The sequence below is a fragment of the Ruegeria sp. BHSA191 genome (assembly GCF_059613325.1).
The window spans coordinates 281,331-300,019 of record NZ_JBXWSH010000002.1 but is presented as its reverse complement, the minus strand read 5'-3'; the positions used below and the strand labels follow the sequence as shown (position 1 = coordinate 300,019).

At 64.3% G+C, this 18,689-nt stretch carries 19 protein-coding genes; 14 read left to right on the top strand and 5 right to left on the bottom strand.

What is annotated here, in order from left to right; genetic code table 11:
* Positions 1–46 precede the first annotated feature (46 nt).
* The 7 genes from AC2FNS_RS03405 to smpB all read left to right on the top strand — a co-directional run bounded on the left by AC2FNS_RS03405 (position 47) and on the right by smpB (position 5,062).
* On the top strand, positions 47–691 hold the full coding sequence (locus tag AC2FNS_RS03405; RefSeq protein WP_496713703.1) for a queuosine precursor transporter: 645 nt from the start codon (positions 47–49) through the stop codon (positions 689–691).
* A gap of 263 nt (positions 692–954) precedes the next feature.
* Positions 955–1,374, top strand: coding sequence for an alternative ribosome rescue aminoacyl-tRNA hydrolase ArfB (arfB, locus tag AC2FNS_RS03400; RefSeq protein ID WP_496713701.1), 420 nt, complete (start codon positions 955–957; stop codon positions 1,372–1,374).
* 60 nt (positions 1,375–1,434) lie between these two features.
* Positions 1,435–2,181: an SDR family oxidoreductase gene (locus tag AC2FNS_RS03395; protein ID WP_496713699.1), complete on the top strand. Its 747-nt coding sequence runs from the start codon at positions 1,435–1,437 to the stop codon at positions 2,179–2,181.
* Between the two features lie 82 nt (positions 2,182–2,263).
* Positions 2,264–3,277: a P1 family peptidase gene (locus tag AC2FNS_RS03390; protein WP_496797622.1), complete on the top strand. Its 1,014-nt coding sequence runs from the start codon at positions 2,264–2,266 to the stop codon at positions 3,275–3,277.
* A gap of 111 nt (positions 3,278–3,388) precedes the next feature.
* Positions 3,389–3,802, top strand: coding sequence for a c-type cytochrome (locus tag AC2FNS_RS03385; RefSeq protein WP_496713695.1), 414 nt, complete (start codon positions 3,389–3,391; stop codon positions 3,800–3,802).
* A gap of 187 nt (positions 3,803–3,989) precedes the next feature.
* Entirely contained in the window at positions 3,990–4,532 is a 543-nt protein-coding gene (gene idi / locus AC2FNS_RS03380; protein ID WP_093964071.1) for an isopentenyl-diphosphate Delta-isomerase, read from the top strand.
* Positions 4,533–4,579: 47 nt separating this feature from the next.
* Positions 4,580–5,062: an SsrA-binding protein SmpB gene (gene smpB / locus AC2FNS_RS03375; protein WP_496680035.1), complete on the top strand. Its 483-nt coding sequence runs from the start codon at positions 4,580–4,582 to the stop codon at positions 5,060–5,062.
* A 28-nt stretch (positions 5,063–5,090) separates the two neighbouring features.
* On the opposite strand, the gene glpK is transcribed toward smpB, so the two are convergent.
* The 3 genes from glpK to panB all read right to left on the bottom strand — a co-directional run bounded on the left by glpK (position 5,091) and on the right by panB (position 8,328).
* Positions 5,091–6,569 carry a glycerol kinase GlpK gene (gene glpK, locus AC2FNS_RS03370; RefSeq protein ID WP_496797621.1) on the bottom strand — a complete coding sequence of 493 codons (1,479 nt, stop codon included), beginning with the start codon at positions 6,567–6,569 and terminating at the stop codon, positions 5,091–5,093.
* 71 nt (positions 6,570–6,640) lie between these two features.
* Positions 6,641–7,492, bottom strand: coding sequence for a pantoate--beta-alanine ligase (gene panC, locus AC2FNS_RS03365; protein ID WP_496689536.1), 852 nt, complete (start codon positions 7,490–7,492; stop codon positions 6,641–6,643).
* Positions 7,489–8,328 (bottom strand): 3-methyl-2-oxobutanoate hydroxymethyltransferase, encoded by an 840-nt coding sequence (gene panB / locus AC2FNS_RS03360; RefSeq protein WP_496713261.1) that lies wholly within the window; start codon positions 8,326–8,328, stop codon positions 7,489–7,491. Before panB ends, panC begins: the two co-directional genes overlap by 4 nt.
* A gap of 172 nt (positions 8,329–8,500) precedes the next feature.
* Here panB and AC2FNS_RS03355 point away from each other — a divergent pair, with 172 nt between their 5' ends.
* From AC2FNS_RS03355 to AC2FNS_RS03330, 6 genes are all read left to right on the top strand, one after another.
* On the top strand, positions 8,501–9,988 hold the full coding sequence (locus AC2FNS_RS03355) for an ABC transporter substrate-binding protein (RefSeq protein ID WP_496713259.1): 1,488 nt from the start codon (positions 8,501–8,503) through the stop codon (positions 9,986–9,988).
* Between the two features lie 61 nt (positions 9,989–10,049).
* A complete protein-coding gene (locus AC2FNS_RS03350) occupies positions 10,050–11,132 on the top strand; it encodes a ligand-gated ion channel (RefSeq protein ID WP_496797620.1) in 1,083 nt (360 codons plus the stop codon).
* 40 nt (positions 11,133–11,172) lie between these two features.
* Positions 11,173–12,120 carry an ABC transporter permease gene (locus AC2FNS_RS03345; RefSeq protein WP_496713255.1) on the top strand — a complete coding sequence of 316 codons (948 nt, stop codon included), beginning with the start codon at positions 11,173–11,175 and terminating at the stop codon, positions 12,118–12,120.
* Entirely contained in the window at positions 12,117–12,932 is an 816-nt protein-coding gene (locus AC2FNS_RS03340; protein WP_496680027.1) for an ABC transporter permease, read from the top strand. Before AC2FNS_RS03345 ends, AC2FNS_RS03340 begins: the two co-directional genes overlap by 4 nt.
* Positions 12,929–14,527, top strand: a complete 1,599-nt coding sequence (locus tag AC2FNS_RS03335) for an ABC transporter ATP-binding protein (protein WP_496713253.1) — start codon at positions 12,929–12,931, stop codon at positions 14,525–14,527. Before AC2FNS_RS03340 ends, AC2FNS_RS03335 begins: the two co-directional genes overlap by 4 nt.
* Before the next feature lie 34 nt (positions 14,528–14,561).
* Positions 14,562–16,007, top strand: coding sequence for an aldehyde dehydrogenase family protein (locus AC2FNS_RS03330; protein WP_496803774.1), 1,446 nt, complete (start codon positions 14,562–14,564; stop codon positions 16,005–16,007).
* 6 nt (positions 16,008–16,013) lie between these two features.
* Here the strand turns inward: AC2FNS_RS03330 and pncB are convergent, their stop codons facing one another.
* Positions 16,014–17,306 (bottom strand): nicotinate phosphoribosyltransferase, encoded by a 1,293-nt coding sequence (pncB, locus tag AC2FNS_RS03325; protein ID WP_496713249.1) that lies wholly within the window; start codon positions 17,304–17,306, stop codon positions 16,014–16,016.
* Between the two features lie 165 nt (positions 17,307–17,471).
* Between pncB and AC2FNS_RS03320 the strand changes: the two genes are divergently transcribed.
* Complete coding sequence (locus AC2FNS_RS03320; protein WP_496689549.1) at positions 17,472–18,002, top strand: hypothetical protein; 531 nt, start codon at positions 17,472–17,474, stop codon at positions 18,000–18,002.
* On the opposite strand, the gene pncA is transcribed toward AC2FNS_RS03320, so the two are convergent.
* Positions 18,003–18,596 (bottom strand): bifunctional nicotinamidase/pyrazinamidase, encoded by a 594-nt coding sequence (gene pncA / locus AC2FNS_RS03315; protein ID WP_496713247.1) that lies wholly within the window; start codon positions 18,594–18,596, stop codon positions 18,003–18,005. It lies immediately after the preceding gene.
* Positions 18,597–18,689 lie beyond the last annotated feature (93 nt).

Sequence of the window (18,689 nt, the reverse complement as noted above, 5' to 3'; positions counted from 1 at the left end):
CCCCGGGGCCAAGTCGCCGCTACCTTGTCAAAACGGGCATCAGAACATGCAACGCAGCTTTATCCCCGGCATTCTTGCCATGGCCGCCATCGTCGTGGCCTCGAACATCCTGGTCCAGTTCCTGATCTTTGACGGGCTGCTGACCTGGGGTGCCTTCACCTATCCGCTGGCCTTTCTTGTCACCGACATCATGAACCGCGTCTATGGCGCGGGTCCGGCCCGCAAGGTCGTGTTTGCCGGCTTCGTCACCGGCGTGATCTGCTCGCTGATCGGCAGCCAGATCATGCTGCAGGGCGACGGGTTTACCTACGCCGCCGTGCCGTTGCGCATCGCCGTGGCTTCGGGAACCGCGTTCCTGATCGCGCAGCTGACCGACGTCACCGTGTTCAACGCCATGCGCGAAGGCCGCTGGTGGCGCGCGCCGTTGGTGTCCACACTGGTCGGATCGGCGCTGGATACCGCGATCTTCTTCACCATCGCCTTCTCGGCCTCGGTGACCTTCTTCGGTGCCGAAGCGGATGCGGCCATCAACTGGGCGTGGGAGCCCGTGCCCTTCATGCTGTCGGGCCCCGAGGCGCCCCTGTGGGTGACGCTGGCCTTTGCCGACTGGCTGGTGAAGCTGTCGCTGGCCCTGGTCGCGCTGATCCCCTTCAAGATGATCGTCGCGCGCCTGACCGCACAGCCCGCGTAAAAAAACGCTTTGAGAATGGCACAAGTTGTGTCACCATCCTTTTCAACCGCAACAGATAGAAAAGGAGGTGATCCAGTGTCGAGAAAGAGATTGGAGAGAGGTGTCGGAACAACCGGGGGGACCGCCTGCTAGGGCAGCCCTTGGCGGAGCGCGCGCTCCGGCTGGTCGATTGATCTAACCGACCCGACCTCCTGAACTTTCGAAGGGCCGTCCCGCCGGGGCGGCCCTTTCTGTTTTCGGGTGACGCCTGTAAGGTCACGCCCATGCTGCGCATCACCGATGATATCACCCTGTACGATTGGGAAATGACCGAGAGCTTCATCCGCGCCTCGGGTCCCGGTGGGCAGAACGTCAACAAGGTCTCGACTGCGGTCGAGCTGAGGTTCGAGGCCGCGCGCTCGCCCTCGCTGCCCGATCCGGTCAAGGTGCGGCTGAAACGGCTGGCCGGGCGGCGCTGGACCAAGGATGGCGCGATAATCATCCAATGCGACGAGACCCGCAGCCAGGCCCGCAACCGCGAGATCGCCCGCGCCCGTCTGGCCGAGTTGATCGGCAAAGCGCTGGTCAAACCCAAGCGACGGATCGCGACGAAACCCACCTACGGCTCGGTCAAGCGACGACTGGCGGCGAAAAAGGCCCGGTCCGACGTCAAGGCGCTGCGCGGCAAGGTGGCGGAAGATTGATCTAGCATCTTTCCCTGCCGTTGCTAGTCTGACCGCGACAAGAGGCAGGGAGGCAAGGCCATGAGGCTGGAGGGAAAAACCGCAATCGTGACCGGCGGCGCATCCGGGTTCGGGGCCGGGATCGTACAGAAGTTCCTGACCGAGGGCGCACGGGTGATGATCGCCGACATCAACGGGGATGCTGCGCGTCACATGGCGGCAACGCTGGGCCCTCTGGCCGACCACCGCCAGGTGGATGTCTCCGACGGCGACTCGGTCCAGGCGATGTCGGATGCGGCGCTGGGACTCTACGGCCATCTGGACATCCTGGTGAACAATGCCGGTGTGACCCACCTGCCGACGCCGCTGGAGGAGGTCAGCGAAGAAGATTTCGACCGCGTCTATCGCGTGAACATGAAGTCGGTCTTTCTGACCGCGCGGACGCTGGTGCCGCATATGAAATCGCGCGGGTCGGGGGCGATCCTGAACGTCGCCTCGACCGCCGGATTGTCGCCGCGCCCGAACCTGAACTGGTACAACGCCTCAAAGGGCTGGATGATCACCGCGACCAAGACCATGGCGGTCGAGCTGGCCCCGTCCGGTGTGCGCGTGAACGCGATCTGCCCGGTGGCGGGGGAAACGCCTCTACTGAAATCCTTCATGGGCGAGGACACGCCCGAAATCCGCGCCAGGTTCTTGTCGACTATCCCGTTGGGCCGGTTCTCGACCCCGCAGGACATGGGCAACGCCGCCTGTTTCCTGTGCTCGGACGAGGCCAGCATGATCACCGGCGCCGCGCTTGAGGTGGACGGCGGCCGCTGCATCTGACTGCCCCTTCATCTGGCCCAAAATATCCCCGCCGGAGGCAGCGCGCACCGGCGCGCTTTCCCGCAGTAAAGGACAAACCCAAATGACCCCCGGACCCAGAAACCTGATCACCGACATACCCGGCCTGCTGGTGGGCAACGCTCAGGACGCGGCCCTGAAATCAGGTGTCACGGTCCTGACCGGGGATCAGCCCTTGCGGGCCTCGGTGCATGTGATGGGGGGCGCCCCCGGCACGCGCGAGACCGATCTGCTGGCGGCCGACAAAACCGTCGATCGCGTGGATGCGATCGTGCTTTCGGGTGGCTCGGCCTTCGGGCTGGATGCCTGTTCGGGCGTGATGGACGGGCTGCATGCCCAAGGTCGTGGGTTTCAGGTAGGGTCGGCCGTGGTGCCGATCGTACCCGGTGCGATTCTGTTCGACATTCTGAACGGCGGCGACAAGGCGTGGGGTGAAAACCCGTACCGCGCTTTGGGCCGGGCCGCATTTGACGCCGCGGCGGAGACGTTCGATCTGGGCAGCGCCGGGGCCGGAACCGGCGCGCTGACGGCCATGTGCAAGGGCGGGCTGGGCTCGGCCTCGGCGATTTTGCCGGGCGGCGTGACCGTGGGTGCGCTGGTTGCGGCCAACCCGTTGGGCAGCGTCACCACCCCGGGCGACCAGCATTTTTGGGCCGCCCCGTTCGAGATCGGGGCCGAGTTCGGCGGGCTGGGGCCGGATGCGGCGTCCGGTCTGGGGGTTCCCGCGCCCAGCCGCAAGGCCCGAGCAATGGGCCATCCCCCGCCCGACAAGGCCAACACGACCATCGCCATCGTCGCCACTGATGCGGCCCTGACCAAACCGCAGTGCCAGCGCATGGCTGTGGCCGCCCATGACGGGATCGCCCGCGCCATCCTGCCCGCCCACACGCCGGGCGATGGTGACCTGGTGTTCGGCGTCAGCACGGGGCGGACCCCTTCGGCCGATGTTGATCTGGCTCTGCTGGGCCACGCCGCTGCCCTGTGCCTGACCCGCGCCATAGCGCGCGCGGTCTACCATGCGAAACCGGCGCCGGGCGACCTTCTGCCGTGCTGGTCGGACCTGCAAAACACGCCTTGAAAATAGCCCTTTCGAATGCGTCAGGTCACCGCCGCGCGTCAAATTGCGCATTGACTTCGCGCGGGTTTGATACTGGTTAAAGGGCAGCCAATTCATATCGGAGCAACGCCAATGAAACGTATCATCGCGACTGCCATCGTCGGCCTGATGGCCGTGCCGGCCCTGGCCGAAGGCGACGCCGAAGCCGGCGCCAAGACCTTCAACAAGTGCAAGTCCTGCCACATGATCGCAACACCCGAGGGCGAGACGATCGTCAAGGGCGGCAAGACCGGGCCGAACCTGTACGGTATCGCGGGCCGTACCGCCGGCGCCGAGGAAGGCTTCAAATACGGCGCCAGCCTGGTTGCGGCCGGTGAAAAAGGCCTGGTCTGGGACGAGGAAAGCTTCGTCGCCTATGTTCAGGACCCCAAGGCGTTCCTGAAAGACTACCTGGGTGAAACCTCGGCCAAGTCGAAGATGACCTTCAAGTTGAAAAAGGGTGGCGAAGACGTCTTTGCCTATCTGCAAAGCGTTTCTGCCGAATAAGCCGTACTTGCCAAAAAAACGGAACAAGTACAAAAGGCCGCAGCCCTGCGGCCTTTCGTGCGCTTGATTGAAACGTCGATCATCGCCAGATTCGTCGCGGACCAACAACGCTGCGCCCGACCCACCAGCGCATCGCGCCCAGTCGCCGATGCCGCCAGACCGACGCAGTCACATCAGGAGAGGACAGATGGGAATCATGATCCCGGCTTGGGTTCATGGCGAGCTGACACCCGTGGACAAGCTGGAAGCCCACGAAAAGGGGCTCAAGCACAAGGCGGTCTCGGTCTTCGTCGTGCGGGGCACCGAGATTCTGATGCAGCGTCGCGCGCTGGGCAAATATCACACGCCCGGCCTGTGGGCGAATACCTGTTGCACCCATCCCGACTGGGACGAAAACTCCTCGGACTGCGCCGTGCGCCGCCTGCGCGAGGAGTTGGGCATCACCGGGCTGTATCCTGAATACCGGCACCGGCTGGAATATCATGCGGATGTCGGCAACGGGATGGTCGAGAACGAGGTCGTGGACGTGTTCTTGGCGCATGTGCGCGGGCCGCTGAAGATCGAGCCCAATCCCGACGAGGTGATGGAGATCCGCTGGATCGACTATCACGATCTGCTGGCCGAAGTGCGCCGTCATCCCGAACGGTTCACCCCGTGGCTGAAGATCTACCTGCACAACCACGCTGACACGATCTTTGGCCCCGACCTGATCATCTCGGCCAAATCCTGACGCGCCCATCTTGCAAGGGCTGACGAAGCCGCATACATCACGGCGTCATGGCCAAGCAAAAGCAGAAGACAGACCCCAATTACAAGGTGATCGCCGAAAACCGGCGGGCCCGCTTTGATTACGCGATCGAAGAGGATATCGAGTGCGGCATCGTGCTGGAAGGGTCCGAGGTCAAGTCTCTGCGCGCGGGCGGGGCGAACATCGCCGAAAGTTATGCCGCTGTCGAGGATGGCGAACTGTGGTTGATCAACAGCTACATCGCGCCCTACGAGCAGGCCAAGGCGTTCAAGCACGACGAGCGCCGCCGGCGCAAGTTGCTGGTCTCCCGCAAGGAGCTGTCGAACCTGTGGGCCGCCACCCAGCGCAAGGGCATGACGCTGGTGCCGCTGGTTCTGTATTTCAACCACAAGGGCCGGGCCAAACTGAAGATCGGCATCGCCAAGGGCAAGAAGATCCACGACAAGCGCGAAACTCAGGCCAAGCGCGACTGGTCGCGCCAGAAACAGCGTCTGCTGAAGGATCACGGCTGACCCGGGCTGCGCCGCGGGTCAGAGTGGATCAGAATGCCATGGTGGCCTGCACCGCCCGTTTCCAGCGCGCATAGGCCGCTTCGCGGTCAGCCTCGGGCAGGATCGGTTCGAACCGTTGGTCCAGCGCCCAGGTGTCGGCAAATCCGGCCTGATCGGGATAGATCCCGGCCTTCATCCCCGCCAACCAGGCCGCGCCCAGCGCCGTGGTTTCCTGCATCACCGGCCGGTCGACCGGCGCGCCCAGGATGTCCGACAGACCCTGCATCGCCCAGTCGGACGCGCTCATCCCGCCATCGACCCGCAGGATCACGTCCGCGTCGGCGCCCCAATCGCCCTGCATCGCGTGCCACAGGTCGCGGGTCTGGAAGGCGATGCTTTCCAGCGTGGCCCGTGCGATCTCGGCCCGACCCGAGTTGCGGGTCAGACCGAACATGGCGCCGCGGCAGTCGGGCTTCCAATAGGGCGCACCCAGCCCGGTGAAGGCGGGCACCAGCACGACATGCTGGTTGGGGTCGGACTGCGCGGCCAGTTCGCCGCTTTGCGGGGCCGAGTCGATGATCTGCAGCGCGTCGCGCAGCCACTGCACCGCCGCGCCCGCGATGAAGATCGAGCCTTCCAGCGCATAGGTCCGCTGACCGTCCAGCTGATAGGCGATGGTGGTCAGCAGGCGGTTCTTAGACTCCACCGGCTGCGTGCCGGTGTTCAGCAGCGCAAAACAGCCCGTGCCATAAGTGGATTTCATCATGCCCGGCTGGAAACAGGCCTGCCCGATCGTGGCGGCCTGCTGGTCACCGGCCACGCCCAGAATCGGGATCGCCCCGCCGAACAGGCTGGTCTGGCCGAAATCGGCCGCGCAGTCGTGCACCTCGGGCAGCATCGACAGCGGCACGTCCAGAAGATCGCAGATCTCGGCGCTCCAGTTGCCCTTGTGGATGTCGAACAACAGGGTGCGCGCGGCGTTGGCGGCGTCGGTGGCGTGGACGCGGCCCTCGGTCAGGCGCCAGATCAGGAAACTGTCGATGGTGCCGAACAGCAGCTCGCCCGCCTCGGCCCGGTCGCGTGCGCCGGGTACGGTGTCCAGTATCCACTTGACCTTGGTGCCCGAGAAATACGGGTCGAGCAGCAGGCCGGTTTGGGCGGTCACGTCATCCTCGCAGCCCGCGTCGCGGAACCGCCGGCAGATCTCGGCGGTGCGGCGGTCCTGCCAGACGATGGCGTTGTGGATGGCCTTGCCGGTCGTCTTGTCCCAGACCACGGTGGTTTCGCGCTGGTTGGTGATGCCGATCCCGGCGATTTGGTCGGCCGAGGCACCGACCTCGTCCATCACCTGCCGGCAGACGTTCAGGACGCTGTCCCAGATTTCCTCGGGGTCGTGCTCGACCCAGCCTTCCTGCGGGAAATACTGGGTGAATTCCTGTTGTGCGGTGCCCACGCGCTGCATCTGCGCGTCGAACAGGATCGCGCGCGAGGACGTGGTGCCTTGATCGATTGCCAGAATATAGGTCATGCCCGTGCTCCCCCTGTCGTCATTTTCAGGGGACATTAGGCGATTGGTCAGGGCCGTTCCAGACCCCAGTTTCAGGCCACCGGCACGTCGATATTGTCGATCAGGCGCACGCCCTCCAGCCAAGCGGTGGCGAACAGGCGCGCGGGGCGGGTGGCGGCGGTCAGCGGCGTAAGCGTTTCGGCGCAGCGCAGGTCGATATACTCCACTTCGGAAAAGCCTGCCGCCAGCAGCGCGTCGCGGGCCGGCCCCACCAGATCCGCGAACGCGGCGCCCTGCGCCAGTTGCCCGGCCATGTCCTGCATCACCGCATGCATCCGCGCCCCGGTCACCAGCCCCTGGTCCGACAGACGCAGGTTGCGTGAGGACATCGCCAGCCCCGAGGGCTCGCGCACGGTGGGGCAACCGATCACTTCGATCGGGATGTCCAGATCGCGGGCCATGCGGCGCACGACCATCAACTGCTGATAGTCCTTTTCGCCGAAATAGGCTCGGTCCGCCTGCGTCTGCAGGAACAGTTTCGCCACGACGGTCGCCACGCCGTCGAAATGTCCGGGGCGGAATTCGCCCTCCATCACGTCGGTGAGGCCGGCGACGGACACAGTGGTGGCGAATCCGTCGGGATAGATCTGGTCCGGGTCGGGGACATAGATCGCGTCGACCCCCAGCGGCGCCAGCTTGGCCGCGTCGTCCTGCTCGGTGCGGGGGTACTTGGCCAGATCCTCGGGATTGTTGAACTGTTTGGGGTTGACGAAGATCGTCACGATCACCCGGTCGCAATCGGCCCGCGCCGCCTGTGCCAGCGACAGGTGCCCCTGATGCAGCGCGCCCATGGTGGGCACCACGCCGATGGTCTGGCCTGCCCGGCGCCAGGCCTGGGTCATGGCGCGCAGGTCCGGCAGGGTGCGCAGGATGGGCGCGGTCATGCCTTGCCCCCCTTGGCAGAAGCCTGATCGGCAAACACATGCTCGGCAGCCGGGAAGGTGCGGGCACGCACCTCGGCGGCGTATTCGGCGATGGCGGCCTCGGCCAGCGGGCCCAGATCGGCATAGCGTTTGACGAATTTCGGCTTGAATGCGGTGAAGAAGCCCAGCATGTCATCGACCACCAGGATCTGACCGTCACAGCCCGCCGAGGCGCCGATGCCAATGGTGGGAATGGGCACCTCGGCGGTGATCCGGTCGGCAAGTCCCTGCGGAACCTTCTCGAGCACGACGGAAAACGCCCCGGCCTCGGCCACGGCGCCGGCGTCGGCCAGCACCGCCTCGGCCTGTTCGTCGCGGCCCTGCACCTTGTAGCCGCCCAGCGTGTTGATCGACTGCGGCGTCAGACCCACATGCGCCATCACCGGGATGCCGCGCTTGACGAGAAAGCGGATGGTCTCGGCCATCTCGACCCCGCCTTCCAGCTTGACCGCGCCCGCCCCGGTTTCGGCCATCAACCGGGCCGCGTTGCGGAAGGCCTGCGCGGGACCTTCCTCGTAGCTGGCAAAAGGCATGTCGATGACCATCATCGCCTTCTCCAGCCCGCGGGCGACGGCCTGGCCGTGCAGGATCATCATCTCCATCGTCACGCCAAGGGTCGAGGTCAGCCCATGCAGCACCATGCCGACGCTGTCGCCCACCAGGACGAAATCGCAATGGGCATCCATCAGCCGTGCCATCGGTGTCGTGTAAGCGGTCAGGCTGACCAGTGGCTCGCCGCCCTTTCTTGCTCGGATATCCTCAGCGTTCGGGGCTTTCTTGCGGGCTGTCGCGCTCATCTTGGGTCCTGTGGACAAGTCATGTTGCAGCGCGGCATAGCAGAGAGCGTCTCCGTTTTCAAAGACCGGTTGCGCCAACAATTCCTTGATTGACCTGAGGTTTGGGGGAACAGTGATTGCAGGCGGCCGCGAAATACCGGGCTGCGACGTAAGCATAGGGGAGGGAATTTTCATGACGAAATCAAGGTATCGCGCCTTTGCGTCCGCCTTGGCGGTGGGCGCCAGCCTGTTTGCGACCCAGGGCTGGGCGCAGTCGGACATCACCATCGCCATGCAGCTGGAGCCGCCGCATCTGGACCCGACCAGCGCCGCCGCGCAGGCCATCGACTCGGTGGTCTACGCGAACGTGTTCCAGGGCCTGACCCGCTTCATGGGGGACGGCTCGATCGTGCCGTCGCTGGCCGAAAGCTGGGACATCTCCGAGGATGGCAAGACCTACACCTTCAAGCTGCACAATGGCGTGACCTTTCACGATGGCACCGCGATGGATGCCGAGGACGTGAAGTTCAGCCTCGACCGCGCCACCGCCGAGGATAGCGCCAATGCGCAGAAGGCCCTGTTCGCCGGGATCGAGTCCGTCGAGGCCGTGGACCCGTTGACCGTCAAGATCACCCTGACGGAACCGAACGGCAATTTCCTGTTCAACCTGGCCTGGGGCGACGCGGTGATCGTGGCGCCGGAAAGCATCGAGAACATCAAGACCAACCCGGTCGGCACCGGCCCCTACACCTTTGCCGAATGGGTGCAGGGCGATCGCGTCGTCTTGCAGCGCAACCCCGATTACTGGGGCGAGCAGCCGGCGCTGGAAAAGGCGACCTTCAAGTTCATCTCGGACCCGACCGCCGCCTTTGCCGCCGTGATGGCCGAGGACGTGGACGTGTTCACCGGCTTCCCGGCCCCCGAAAACCTGCCGCAATTCGAGGCCGATCCGCGGTTCCAGGTGCTGGTCGGCTCGACCGAGGGCGAAACGATCCTGTCCACCAACAACAAGCGGCCGCCGTTCGACGATGTCCGCGTGCGCAAGGCACTGGCCCATGCCATCGACCGGCAGGCCATCATCGACGGCGCGATGTTCGGCTACGGCACCCCGATCGGCACCCATTTCGCGCCGCACCACCCGGCCTATGTCGACCTGACCGGCAACTCGGCTTATGACCCAGAACAGTCCAAGGCCCTGCTGGCCGAGGCAGGGTTCCCGGACGGGTTCGAGACCACCCTGCACCTGCCGCCGCCTTCCTATGCACGGCGCGGGGGCGAGATCATCGCCGCGCAGCTGGCCGAAGTCGGCATCAAGGCCGAGATCATCAACGTCGAATGGGCGCAGTGGCTGGAAAGCGCGTTCAAGGGCAAGGATTACGGCCTGACCATCGTCAGCCATACCGAGCCGATGGACATCGGTATCTATGCCCGGCCGGACTACTATTTCCAGTATGACAATCCCGAGTTCCAGAAGCTGATGGAAACGCTCAACGCCACGACCGACGAGGCCAAGCGGACCGAGTTGCTGCAGCAGGCGCAGCGGATCATCGCCGAGGATTACGTGAACGGTTACCTGTTCCAGCTGGCGGCGCTGAGCGTGGCCAAGGCCGGCGTCAAGGGCCTGTGGGTCAATGCGCCGACGGCGGCGACCGACCTTGCCGCGATTTCCTGGTCCGAGTGACCGCAAAGGCAGGAGGCCCGGGTGCCCGGGCCTCCGCATTCACCCCAAGGTGCTGGTCCGCATGTATTTTTTGCGCCTTTCGCGTCTTCTGATCTTCAACTTCGCCCTGCTGCTCGCCGGGCTGTTCCATTCGCCCGGTCCGGCCAGCGCTCAGGATCTGTTGTCCGAAGGCTTTGCGACAAAGGTGGAAATCCCCGACGAACCCTTGCAGGTCGGCATCGGCATCCATATCGACCAGATCACCGGCGTCGACCAGAAAGCCGAAAACTATGGCGCCGTGGTGGTCATTCGTGGCGAATGGAAAGATCCGGCACTGGCCTTCGATCCGGAAGAAAGAGGGCGAGAGGTTCTGGTGGTCGATCCAAAGAAGCTTGCCGATTACGCGACCTCCATCGGAACGGTCATTCCCGTCTTCGTCATCCAGAACCAGCAGTCCAACCGCTGGATCCACGAATCCGTGGCCGCGGTCTATAGCGACGGCCGGGTCATCTATATTGAGAAATCGTCCCTGACGTTGCAGGCACCCCATTTTAACTTTCTGAAATACCCGTTCGACACCCAGGAGTTCCACTTCAAGGTGGAATCGATCCTGCCGTCTGAATTCGTGTCCTTCGTGCCGCTACGCGAATTTTCGGGGCTGGGGGATCAGCTGGGAGAGGAAGAGTGGATCCTTGGCAACGACAGGATGGAGAAAAACCACGTCATCGGCGTGTCGGGGCGGATCAGCGACCAGTTGGATCTGGTTTTCGAAGGCAAACGGCACCTGACCTATTACATCATTCGGGTCTTCCTGCCGATGCTGGTTCTGATCACCGTCAGCTGGGCTTTGTTTTTTCTGGATGAATACCGCAAGCGGATCGAGATGTCCGGGGCCAACCTGCTGGTTTTCATCGCCTTCAACTGGGCGATTTCGGCCGACCTGCCCAAACTGGGGTATCTCACCTTCGTCGACTTCATCCTGCAGTGGATGTTTTTGGTCACGGGCGCGATCATTGTCTTCAACGTGGTGCTGCGAAAGATCAAGACTTCGGGGCGCGACGACCTCGCCCGCAAACTCGACAATTACGTTATCAAGTGGATCTATCCGCTGGGCTATGCCGCGATCGTGGGCTGGGCGGTTTATGCCTATCTGCTAGCATCTTAGGCGCTGGACCCAGGGCAAAACCGCGCCTAACGTGGCCCTGATGCTTCGCTATGCGCTCAAACGCCTGATTTCGCTGGTTCTCAGCCTTGCGGTCGCCTCGGTGGTCATCTTCGCGGTGATCGAGGTGGCACCCGGCGATCCGGCATCCTTCATGCTGGGGGTGAACGCGCAGCCCGACACGCTGGCGGCCTTGCGCGCCGAGCTTGGCCTGGATGTGCCCAAGATCGAGCGCTATTTCACTTGGGTCGGCGGGATGCTGACCGGCGATTTCGGCACCTCCTACACCTACCGCACTCCGGTTTCGACCATGATCGCGGACCGGATGTGGGTGTCTCTGCCGCTGGCGCTCTATGCGCTCACGTTGTCGACGGCCATCGCCTTTCCGGCAGGCATCTACGCGGCCTCGCGGCGCGGCCGGCCCGGGGACATCGCGGTGATGGGCGCCACCCAACTGGGCATCGCGGTGCCGAATTTCTGGTTCGCGATGATGCTGGTGCTGGTCTTTGCGATCAATCTGCGCCTGTTCAACGCGGGCGGCTTTGCCGGGTGGGAAAACGGCATCTGGACCGGCCTGCATTCGCTGACCCTGCCGGCCATCGCGCTGGCACTGCCGCAGGCGGCGATCCTGGCGCGGGTGATGCGCTCGGCCCTGCTGGACATCCTGGGCGAGGATTTCATGCGCACTGCCCGCGCCAAGGGCCTCAGCCGCCGTCAGGCGCTGTGGCGGCACGGGGTGCGCAACGCTCTGATCCCGGTGCTGACGATCATCGGGCTGCAGTTTTCCTTCCTGCTGGCCGGGGCGATCATCATCGAACAGGTCTTCTACCTGCCCGGTCTCGGGCGGCTGGTGTTTCAGGCGATCTCGTCGCGCGACCTGATCGTGGTCGAGTCGGTGGTCATGCTGCTTGTCTTCGCGGTCATCACCGTCAATTTCCTGGTCGATCTGGCCTATGCCGCCGTCGATCCCCGGCTGAGGAGCCGCACATGAGCCGCAACCTGATCCTCGGCGCATGCCTGTCGTCTCTGGTGGTTCTCGCAGCGCTCGTTTCCTTTGTCTGGACGCCCTATGACCACGCCGCACTGAACATTCCTGACAAGCTGCAACAACCCAACGCGCAGCACTGGTTCGGCACCGATCATTTCGGGCGCGATCTGTTCTCGATGATCATGGTGGGCGCGCGCACCTCTATCGCGGTGGCGCTGGTGGCGGTGGGCATCGGCATGGCGCTGGGCGTGCCGCTGGGCCTGACGGCGGCGGCGCGCAAGGGGTCTTGGCTGGACGAGCTGATCATGCGCGGCAACGATCTGGTCTTTGCCTTTCCCTCGCTGGTCATCGCCATCCTGATCACCGCCGTCTTCGGCGCGGGCGCGATCAACGCGATCATCGCGATCGGCATCTTCAACATCCCCGTCTTTGCCCGCATCACCCGCGGCGCGGCCCTGTCCCTGTGGGAGCGCGAGTTTATCCTGGCGGCCCGTGTCGCGGGCAAGGGCGCGGCGCGGATCTCGGCCGAGCACATCCTGCCCAACGTCGCCAACCTGTTGATCGTGCAGGGCACCATCCAGTTCTCTCTGGGTATTCTGGCCGAGGCGGGTCTGTCCTATGTCGGTCTGGGCGCGCAGCCTCCCACGCCCAGCTGGGGCCGGATGCTGGCCGACGCGCAGACAATGGTCAGTTTTGCCCCGCATTTGGCTCTGATTCCGGGGCTGGCGATCATCGTCACGGTGCTGGGGCTGAACCTGATGGGTGACGGGCTGCGCGACTGGCTCGACCCCCGCATCCGGGTGGCGCGCGCATGAGCTTGCTGGAAATCCATAACCTGTCGCTGTCGATCCACGCCGTCGGCATCCTCAAGGACGTAAGCCTGTCCGTCGATCCCGGACAGATCGTGGCCGTCACCGGCGAGAGCGGTTCGGGCAAGTCGATGACGGCGCTGGCGGTGATGCAGCTTTTGCCCAACGGGGCGCGGACATCGGGATCGCTGCAACTTGACGGGCAGGACCTGCTGGGCCTGCCCGAGGCCGAGATGTGCGCCCTGCGCGGGGCGGCGATCGGCATGGTGTTCCAAGAGCCGATGACGGCGCTCAACCCGGTCCAGACTATCGGGGCGCAGGTGATGGAGACCATCCTAATCCACAAGGCGATGCCGCCCGATCAGGCCGAGGCCCGTGCCCGCGAGGTTTTGACCCGCGTCGGCCTGCCACCCGAGAGGTTCCCGCTGGACCGCTACCCGCACGAGTTGTCGGGCGGGCAGCGGCAGCGGGTGGTGATCGCCATGGCCATCGCGCTGCGCCCCCGGCTGCTGATCGCGGACGAGCCGACGACGGCGCTGGACGTGACCACGCAGGCGCAGATCCTCGATCTGCTCAAGGGTCTGGTCACGGAATACGGCATGGGCCTGTTGATGATCACCCATGATCTGGCGGTGGTGGCGGACATGGCCGACCGGATCGTGGTGATGCGCAACGGCGAAGTGGTCGAGGCCGGGCCTACGGGTCAGCTGCTGACCAACATGCAGCATCCCTACACGCGGATGCTGTTCGACGCCTCGAACCACCAAGTCGAACTGCCCGCCCCGGCGGCCCCGGCGCCTCTGCTTTCGGTCTCGGAGGTGGTGCGCGACTATCGCCCGCCGCGTGCGCGGCTGTTCGAAAAGCCCGGCCATCATCGCGCCGTGGACAATGTGAGTTTCACGCTGAATAGGGGCGAACGCCTTGGGCTTGTGGGCGAGTCCGGTTGCGGAAAATCGACTCTAACACGGGCCATTTTAGGGCTCGAGGAGGTGCAGGGCGGGCAAATTCTGCTGGACGGCCAGCCGGTGTTCACCGGGCACAAACCCAACCTGGCCGTGCGCCGCAAGATGCAGGTGGTGTTCCAGGACCCGTTCGGCAGCTTCAACCCCCGGCACCGGGTTGCCCGCCTGATCACCGAACCTTTTCACCTGCTGGAAACCCCGCCCACCGGGTCGGAACGGCAGGATCGCATCGCCGAGATGCTGACCGCCGTGGGCCTGTCGCCCGACGATGCGTGGAAATACATCCACGAATTCTCGGGCGGGCAGCGCCAGCGCATCGCCATCGCCCGCGCGCTGATTATCCGGCCCGAGCTGATCTTGTTCGACGAGGCCGTCTCGGCGCTGGATGTCTCGGTCCGGGCACGGATCCTCGACCTGCTGGCCGAGCTGTGTGCGACCTATGACCTGACCTACCTGTTCATCAGCCATGACCTGAGCGTGGTGCGCACCATTACCGACCGGGTGATGGTGATGCAGTCGGGTCGGATCGTCGAGCAGGGTGAGACCGAGCGCGTGTTCTCGGACCCGCAGCACCCCTATACGCAAACCCTGATCCAAGCCGTGCCGAAATTGCCCGATCTCGGGCAAGGCGCAGCATAAAACCTCTTTGTTAGAGCCTGTTTTGGAGGCAGATATGCAAAATCCCATCTGGTTTGATTCTACCTTGTGCCTGATCGGCGGCTATTGGGTCGCGAGCGATGACACGCTTGATCTGACCAACCCGTCCGACGGCACGCCGCTCGGCCGAATTGCGCGCGGTGGGGCGCCGCAGATCGATGCCGCCGTGCAGGCCGCGCAGGCCGCGCTGGACGGCGACTGGGGCCGGATGACCGCGCTGGAGCGGGGCCGCATCCTGACCCGTCTTGGACAGTTGGTGCAGGACAGGATCGAGGAGCTTGCGCTGCTCGAAGCGTTGGATGTTGGAAAACCGCTGACCCAGGCCCGTGCCGACGCACTGGCGTTGGCGCGCTATTGCGAGTTCTACGGCGGTGCGGCGGACAAGGTGATGGGCGAGACCATCCCCTATCTCGACGGCTACACCGTCTATACCCTGCGTGAGCCGCACGGGGTGACCGGCCATATCGTGCCTTGGAACTACCCGATGCAAATCATCGGCCGCTCGGTCGGGGCGGCGCTGGCGATGGGCAATGCCTGCGTTCTGAAACCGGCGGAAGAGGCCTGCCTGACCGCACTGGCCTTTGCCCATCTGGCAACAGAGGCCGGGCTGCCGCCCGGGGCGTTGAACGTGGTGCCCGGCATCGGGGCCGAAGCGGGCGCGGCCCTGTCGGCGCATTCAGGCGTGCATCATATCTCGTTCACCGGGTCCGTGGCGACGGGCGCGCTGGTGCAGCAGGCGGCCGGGCGCAACGTGGTGCCGGTGACCCTGGAACTGGGCGGGAAATCTCCGCAACTGGTGTTTGATGATGCCGATCTGGAGGCCGCGTTGCCGTTTCTGGTGAATGCGGGCATCCAGAACGCGGGTCAGACCTGCTCGGCCGGGTCGCGTGTTTTGGTTCAGCGCGGCGTCTATGCCGAGGTCAAGGCGCGCATGGCCGCCGCCTATGCCGACCTGACCGTCGGCCCCGCGACCGAGGATCTGCGCGTTGGGCCCCTGATCTCGGACCGGCAGAAGCAGATCGTGACCGGCTTTCTGGCGCAGGGGGGCGATCTTGAGATCGCAGCACAGGGCCGAATCGTGGATCACGCGCCGCTGGGCGGGGCCTATGTGCGCCCGACGCTGTTTGGTGACGTGCGGCCCGATCATCCGCTGGCGCAGCAGGAAATCTTTGGCCCGGTGCAGGTTCTGATCCCTTTCGACACCGAGGAACAGGCCATTCGAATCGCCAACGGCACCGACTATGGGCTGGTGGCCGGGGTCTGGACGCGGGATGGCGCGCGGCAGATGCGGCTGGCCAAACGGCTGCGCGCGGGGCAGGTGTTCATCAACAATTACGGCGCGGGCGGCGGGGTCGAGCTGCCGTTCGGCGGGGTCGGAAAATCGGGCCATGGCCGCGAAAAGGGGTTCGAGGCACTGTACGGTTTTTCCCAGCTGAAAACCGTAGCCGCCCATCACGGCTGAGCCGGGCTAGACGATCACTTCGATCGCCTCTTGTTCGCCCACGCCAAAGACGCGCTTGTAACGCTCGATTTCGTCTTTCGGCCCCATCGCCTTTTCGGGGTTGTCGGACAGTTTCACCGTCGGCCGCCCATTGGCCGAGACTGCCTTGCACACCAGCGAGAACGGCGCCAGCGCATCTCCCGGCACCAGACCGCGGAAATCGTTGGTCAGCAAGGTGCCCCACCCGAACGAGACCTTCACCCGACCAGCGAATTGGCCCTGCAATTCGCGGATCTTGTCCACATCGAGCCCGTCCGAGAATATGATCCGCTTCTGGCTGGGATCCTCGCCGCGCGATTTCCACCACTCGATGGCGATCTCGGCGCCTCTGGCCGGATCGCCGCTGTCAATGCGGATGCCGGTCCAGCCGGCCAGCCAGTCGGGTGCGCGGTCCAGAAACCCCTTGGTGCCATAGGTGTCGGGCAGGATGATCCGCAGGTTGCCGTCATGTTCGTCATGCCAGTCGCTCAGCACGTCATAGGGCGCGCGGGCCAGTTCTTCGTCGGTTTCGGCCAGCGCCGAATAGACCATCGGCAGTTCATGCGCATTGGTGCCGATCGCCTCGACCTCGCGCCGCATGGCGATCAGGCAGTTCGACGTTCCCGTGAAGGCCGGGCCCAGCCCTTCGATCATTGCCTGCACGCACCAGTCCTGCCACAGGAAGGAATGCCGCCGCCGGGTGCCGAAATCTGCGATCCCCAAACCGGGAATGCCGCGCAGCGTTTCGATCTTTTCCCAGACACGGGTCATGGCGCGGGCATAGAGAACCTGAAGCTCGAACCGGCGCATGTCGTTCAGAACCGCGCGTGAGCGGAGCTCCATCAGCACCGCCAGGGCCGGAATCTCCCACAGCATGACCTCGTGCCATTTGCCCTCGAAGGTCAGCTCGTACTGATCGCCGCGGCGTTCGAGGTGATAGGGCGGCAGGCGCAGATTCTCGAACCATTCCATGAAATCGGGGCGGAACATCTGGCGCTTGCCGTAGAAGGTGTTGCCCCGCAGCCAAGTGCTTTCACCCCGGCTGAGGCTGAGCGAGCGGATATGATCGAGCTGTTCGCGCAGCTCGCCCTCGTCGATCAGCTTGGCCAGCGGAACGTGATTCGACCGGTTGATCAGAGAAAATACGACCGTCGTTTGGGGCTTGTTGCGAAACACTGACTGGCACATCAGCAGTTTGTAGAAATCCGTGTCGATCAATGACCGCACGATCGGGTCGATCTTCCATTTGTGATTGTAGACACGGGTCGCGATGTCGACCATGGGGAGCTCCTGCCATTTCCGTTGTTAGATCAATCGGTGCGGTGATTGGCAAGAGTCCCGGATCTGTTAACAATGCCAAGGACAGGTCACAATCCGGGCATAAAGTCCGATCCTTTCGCGATCTAGTGAGGGGGTGGGATGGGACCAGAAGTTTGTAAGTGGTGAATGAGTCTGACGTACGATTTTGATATTGTAACGATTGCTGAAGAGTCCGAGACGGAAAACCCTGAGGCCGGTGCCCAGGTGGCGGGGCGGCATGTCTATGCCGTGTTTCGCGATATCCGCACGGCGGATGCGCTGCGCCGGGCCTCGCCCAGAATCCGCAGGATTTTCGTGGATGCCGGCTTCAGTCTGGAATCCAGACGGACCGGGCTCGAGCGCGATCTGTACCCGGCAGAAGATGCCGAGGCGCGCGCGCTCATCCTGCGCCGGTTGTTCGACAACATTCGGAACCGGGGCGTTCAGGGCCAGTATTGCGGCACGTTCGACATCCTGGCGTTTTTGCAACATGTACGTCGTGCGCAGCCGCTGCCCCGCAGGCCGGTCCAAGAGAGACCAAAGCCGGCCCGGGCCGGTGCCGACGCGAAGAAGACCGCCCGCCGCTCGATCGTGGGCCGGGTCGGGTTCGCGCTGGGGCTGGCGGTCATCCTGTTCGTCGTGCTGAAATATCTGGCGGCCACCGGGGCGACGCCCTGATCAGAGCAGCGCCACACCTGCCGTTTGCATGGCTTGCTCGGCCGCAGCCAGCGACCCGTCTAGGTCGATCGCCCGGCAGGCGTCGGTTCTGACGGTCACGTCAAAGCCCAGCCGGGCCGCATCCACCGCCGAATAATGCACGCAGAAATCGGTCGCCAGGCCCACCAGCGTCAACCGGTCGATCCCGCGCGTGCGCAGATAGCCTTCCAGCCCGGTGGGCGTGGTCCGGTCGTTTTCGAAGAAGGCCGAATAGCTGTCGATCGCGCTCCGGAAGCCCTTTCGCAGGATCAGGTCGGCATCGGTGCGCAGGTCGGGGTGGAATTCGGCGCCGGGTGTGCCCTGCACGCAATGGTCGGGCCACAGGACCTGTGGGCCATAGGGCATTTCGACCAGATCATAAGGTGCCTTGCCCAGATGGGATGACGCGAACGAAGAATGACCTGCCGGGTGCCAGTCTTGCGTCAGGATCACCGCGTCGAAATCTGGCATCATGGCATTGATCGGGGCAACGATCTCATCCCCGTTGGGAACCGCCAGCGCGCCGCCGGGGCAGAAATCGTTCTGGACATCGATCACGATCAGGGCATGGGTCATGGCAGCCTCCTTTGCGTGTGCTATCGGTAGGGGGGCGGGCGGTGGTCGTCAATGCGGTCTCTTGCGTTGCGGGGGGCCGCGCATTAGATCGCG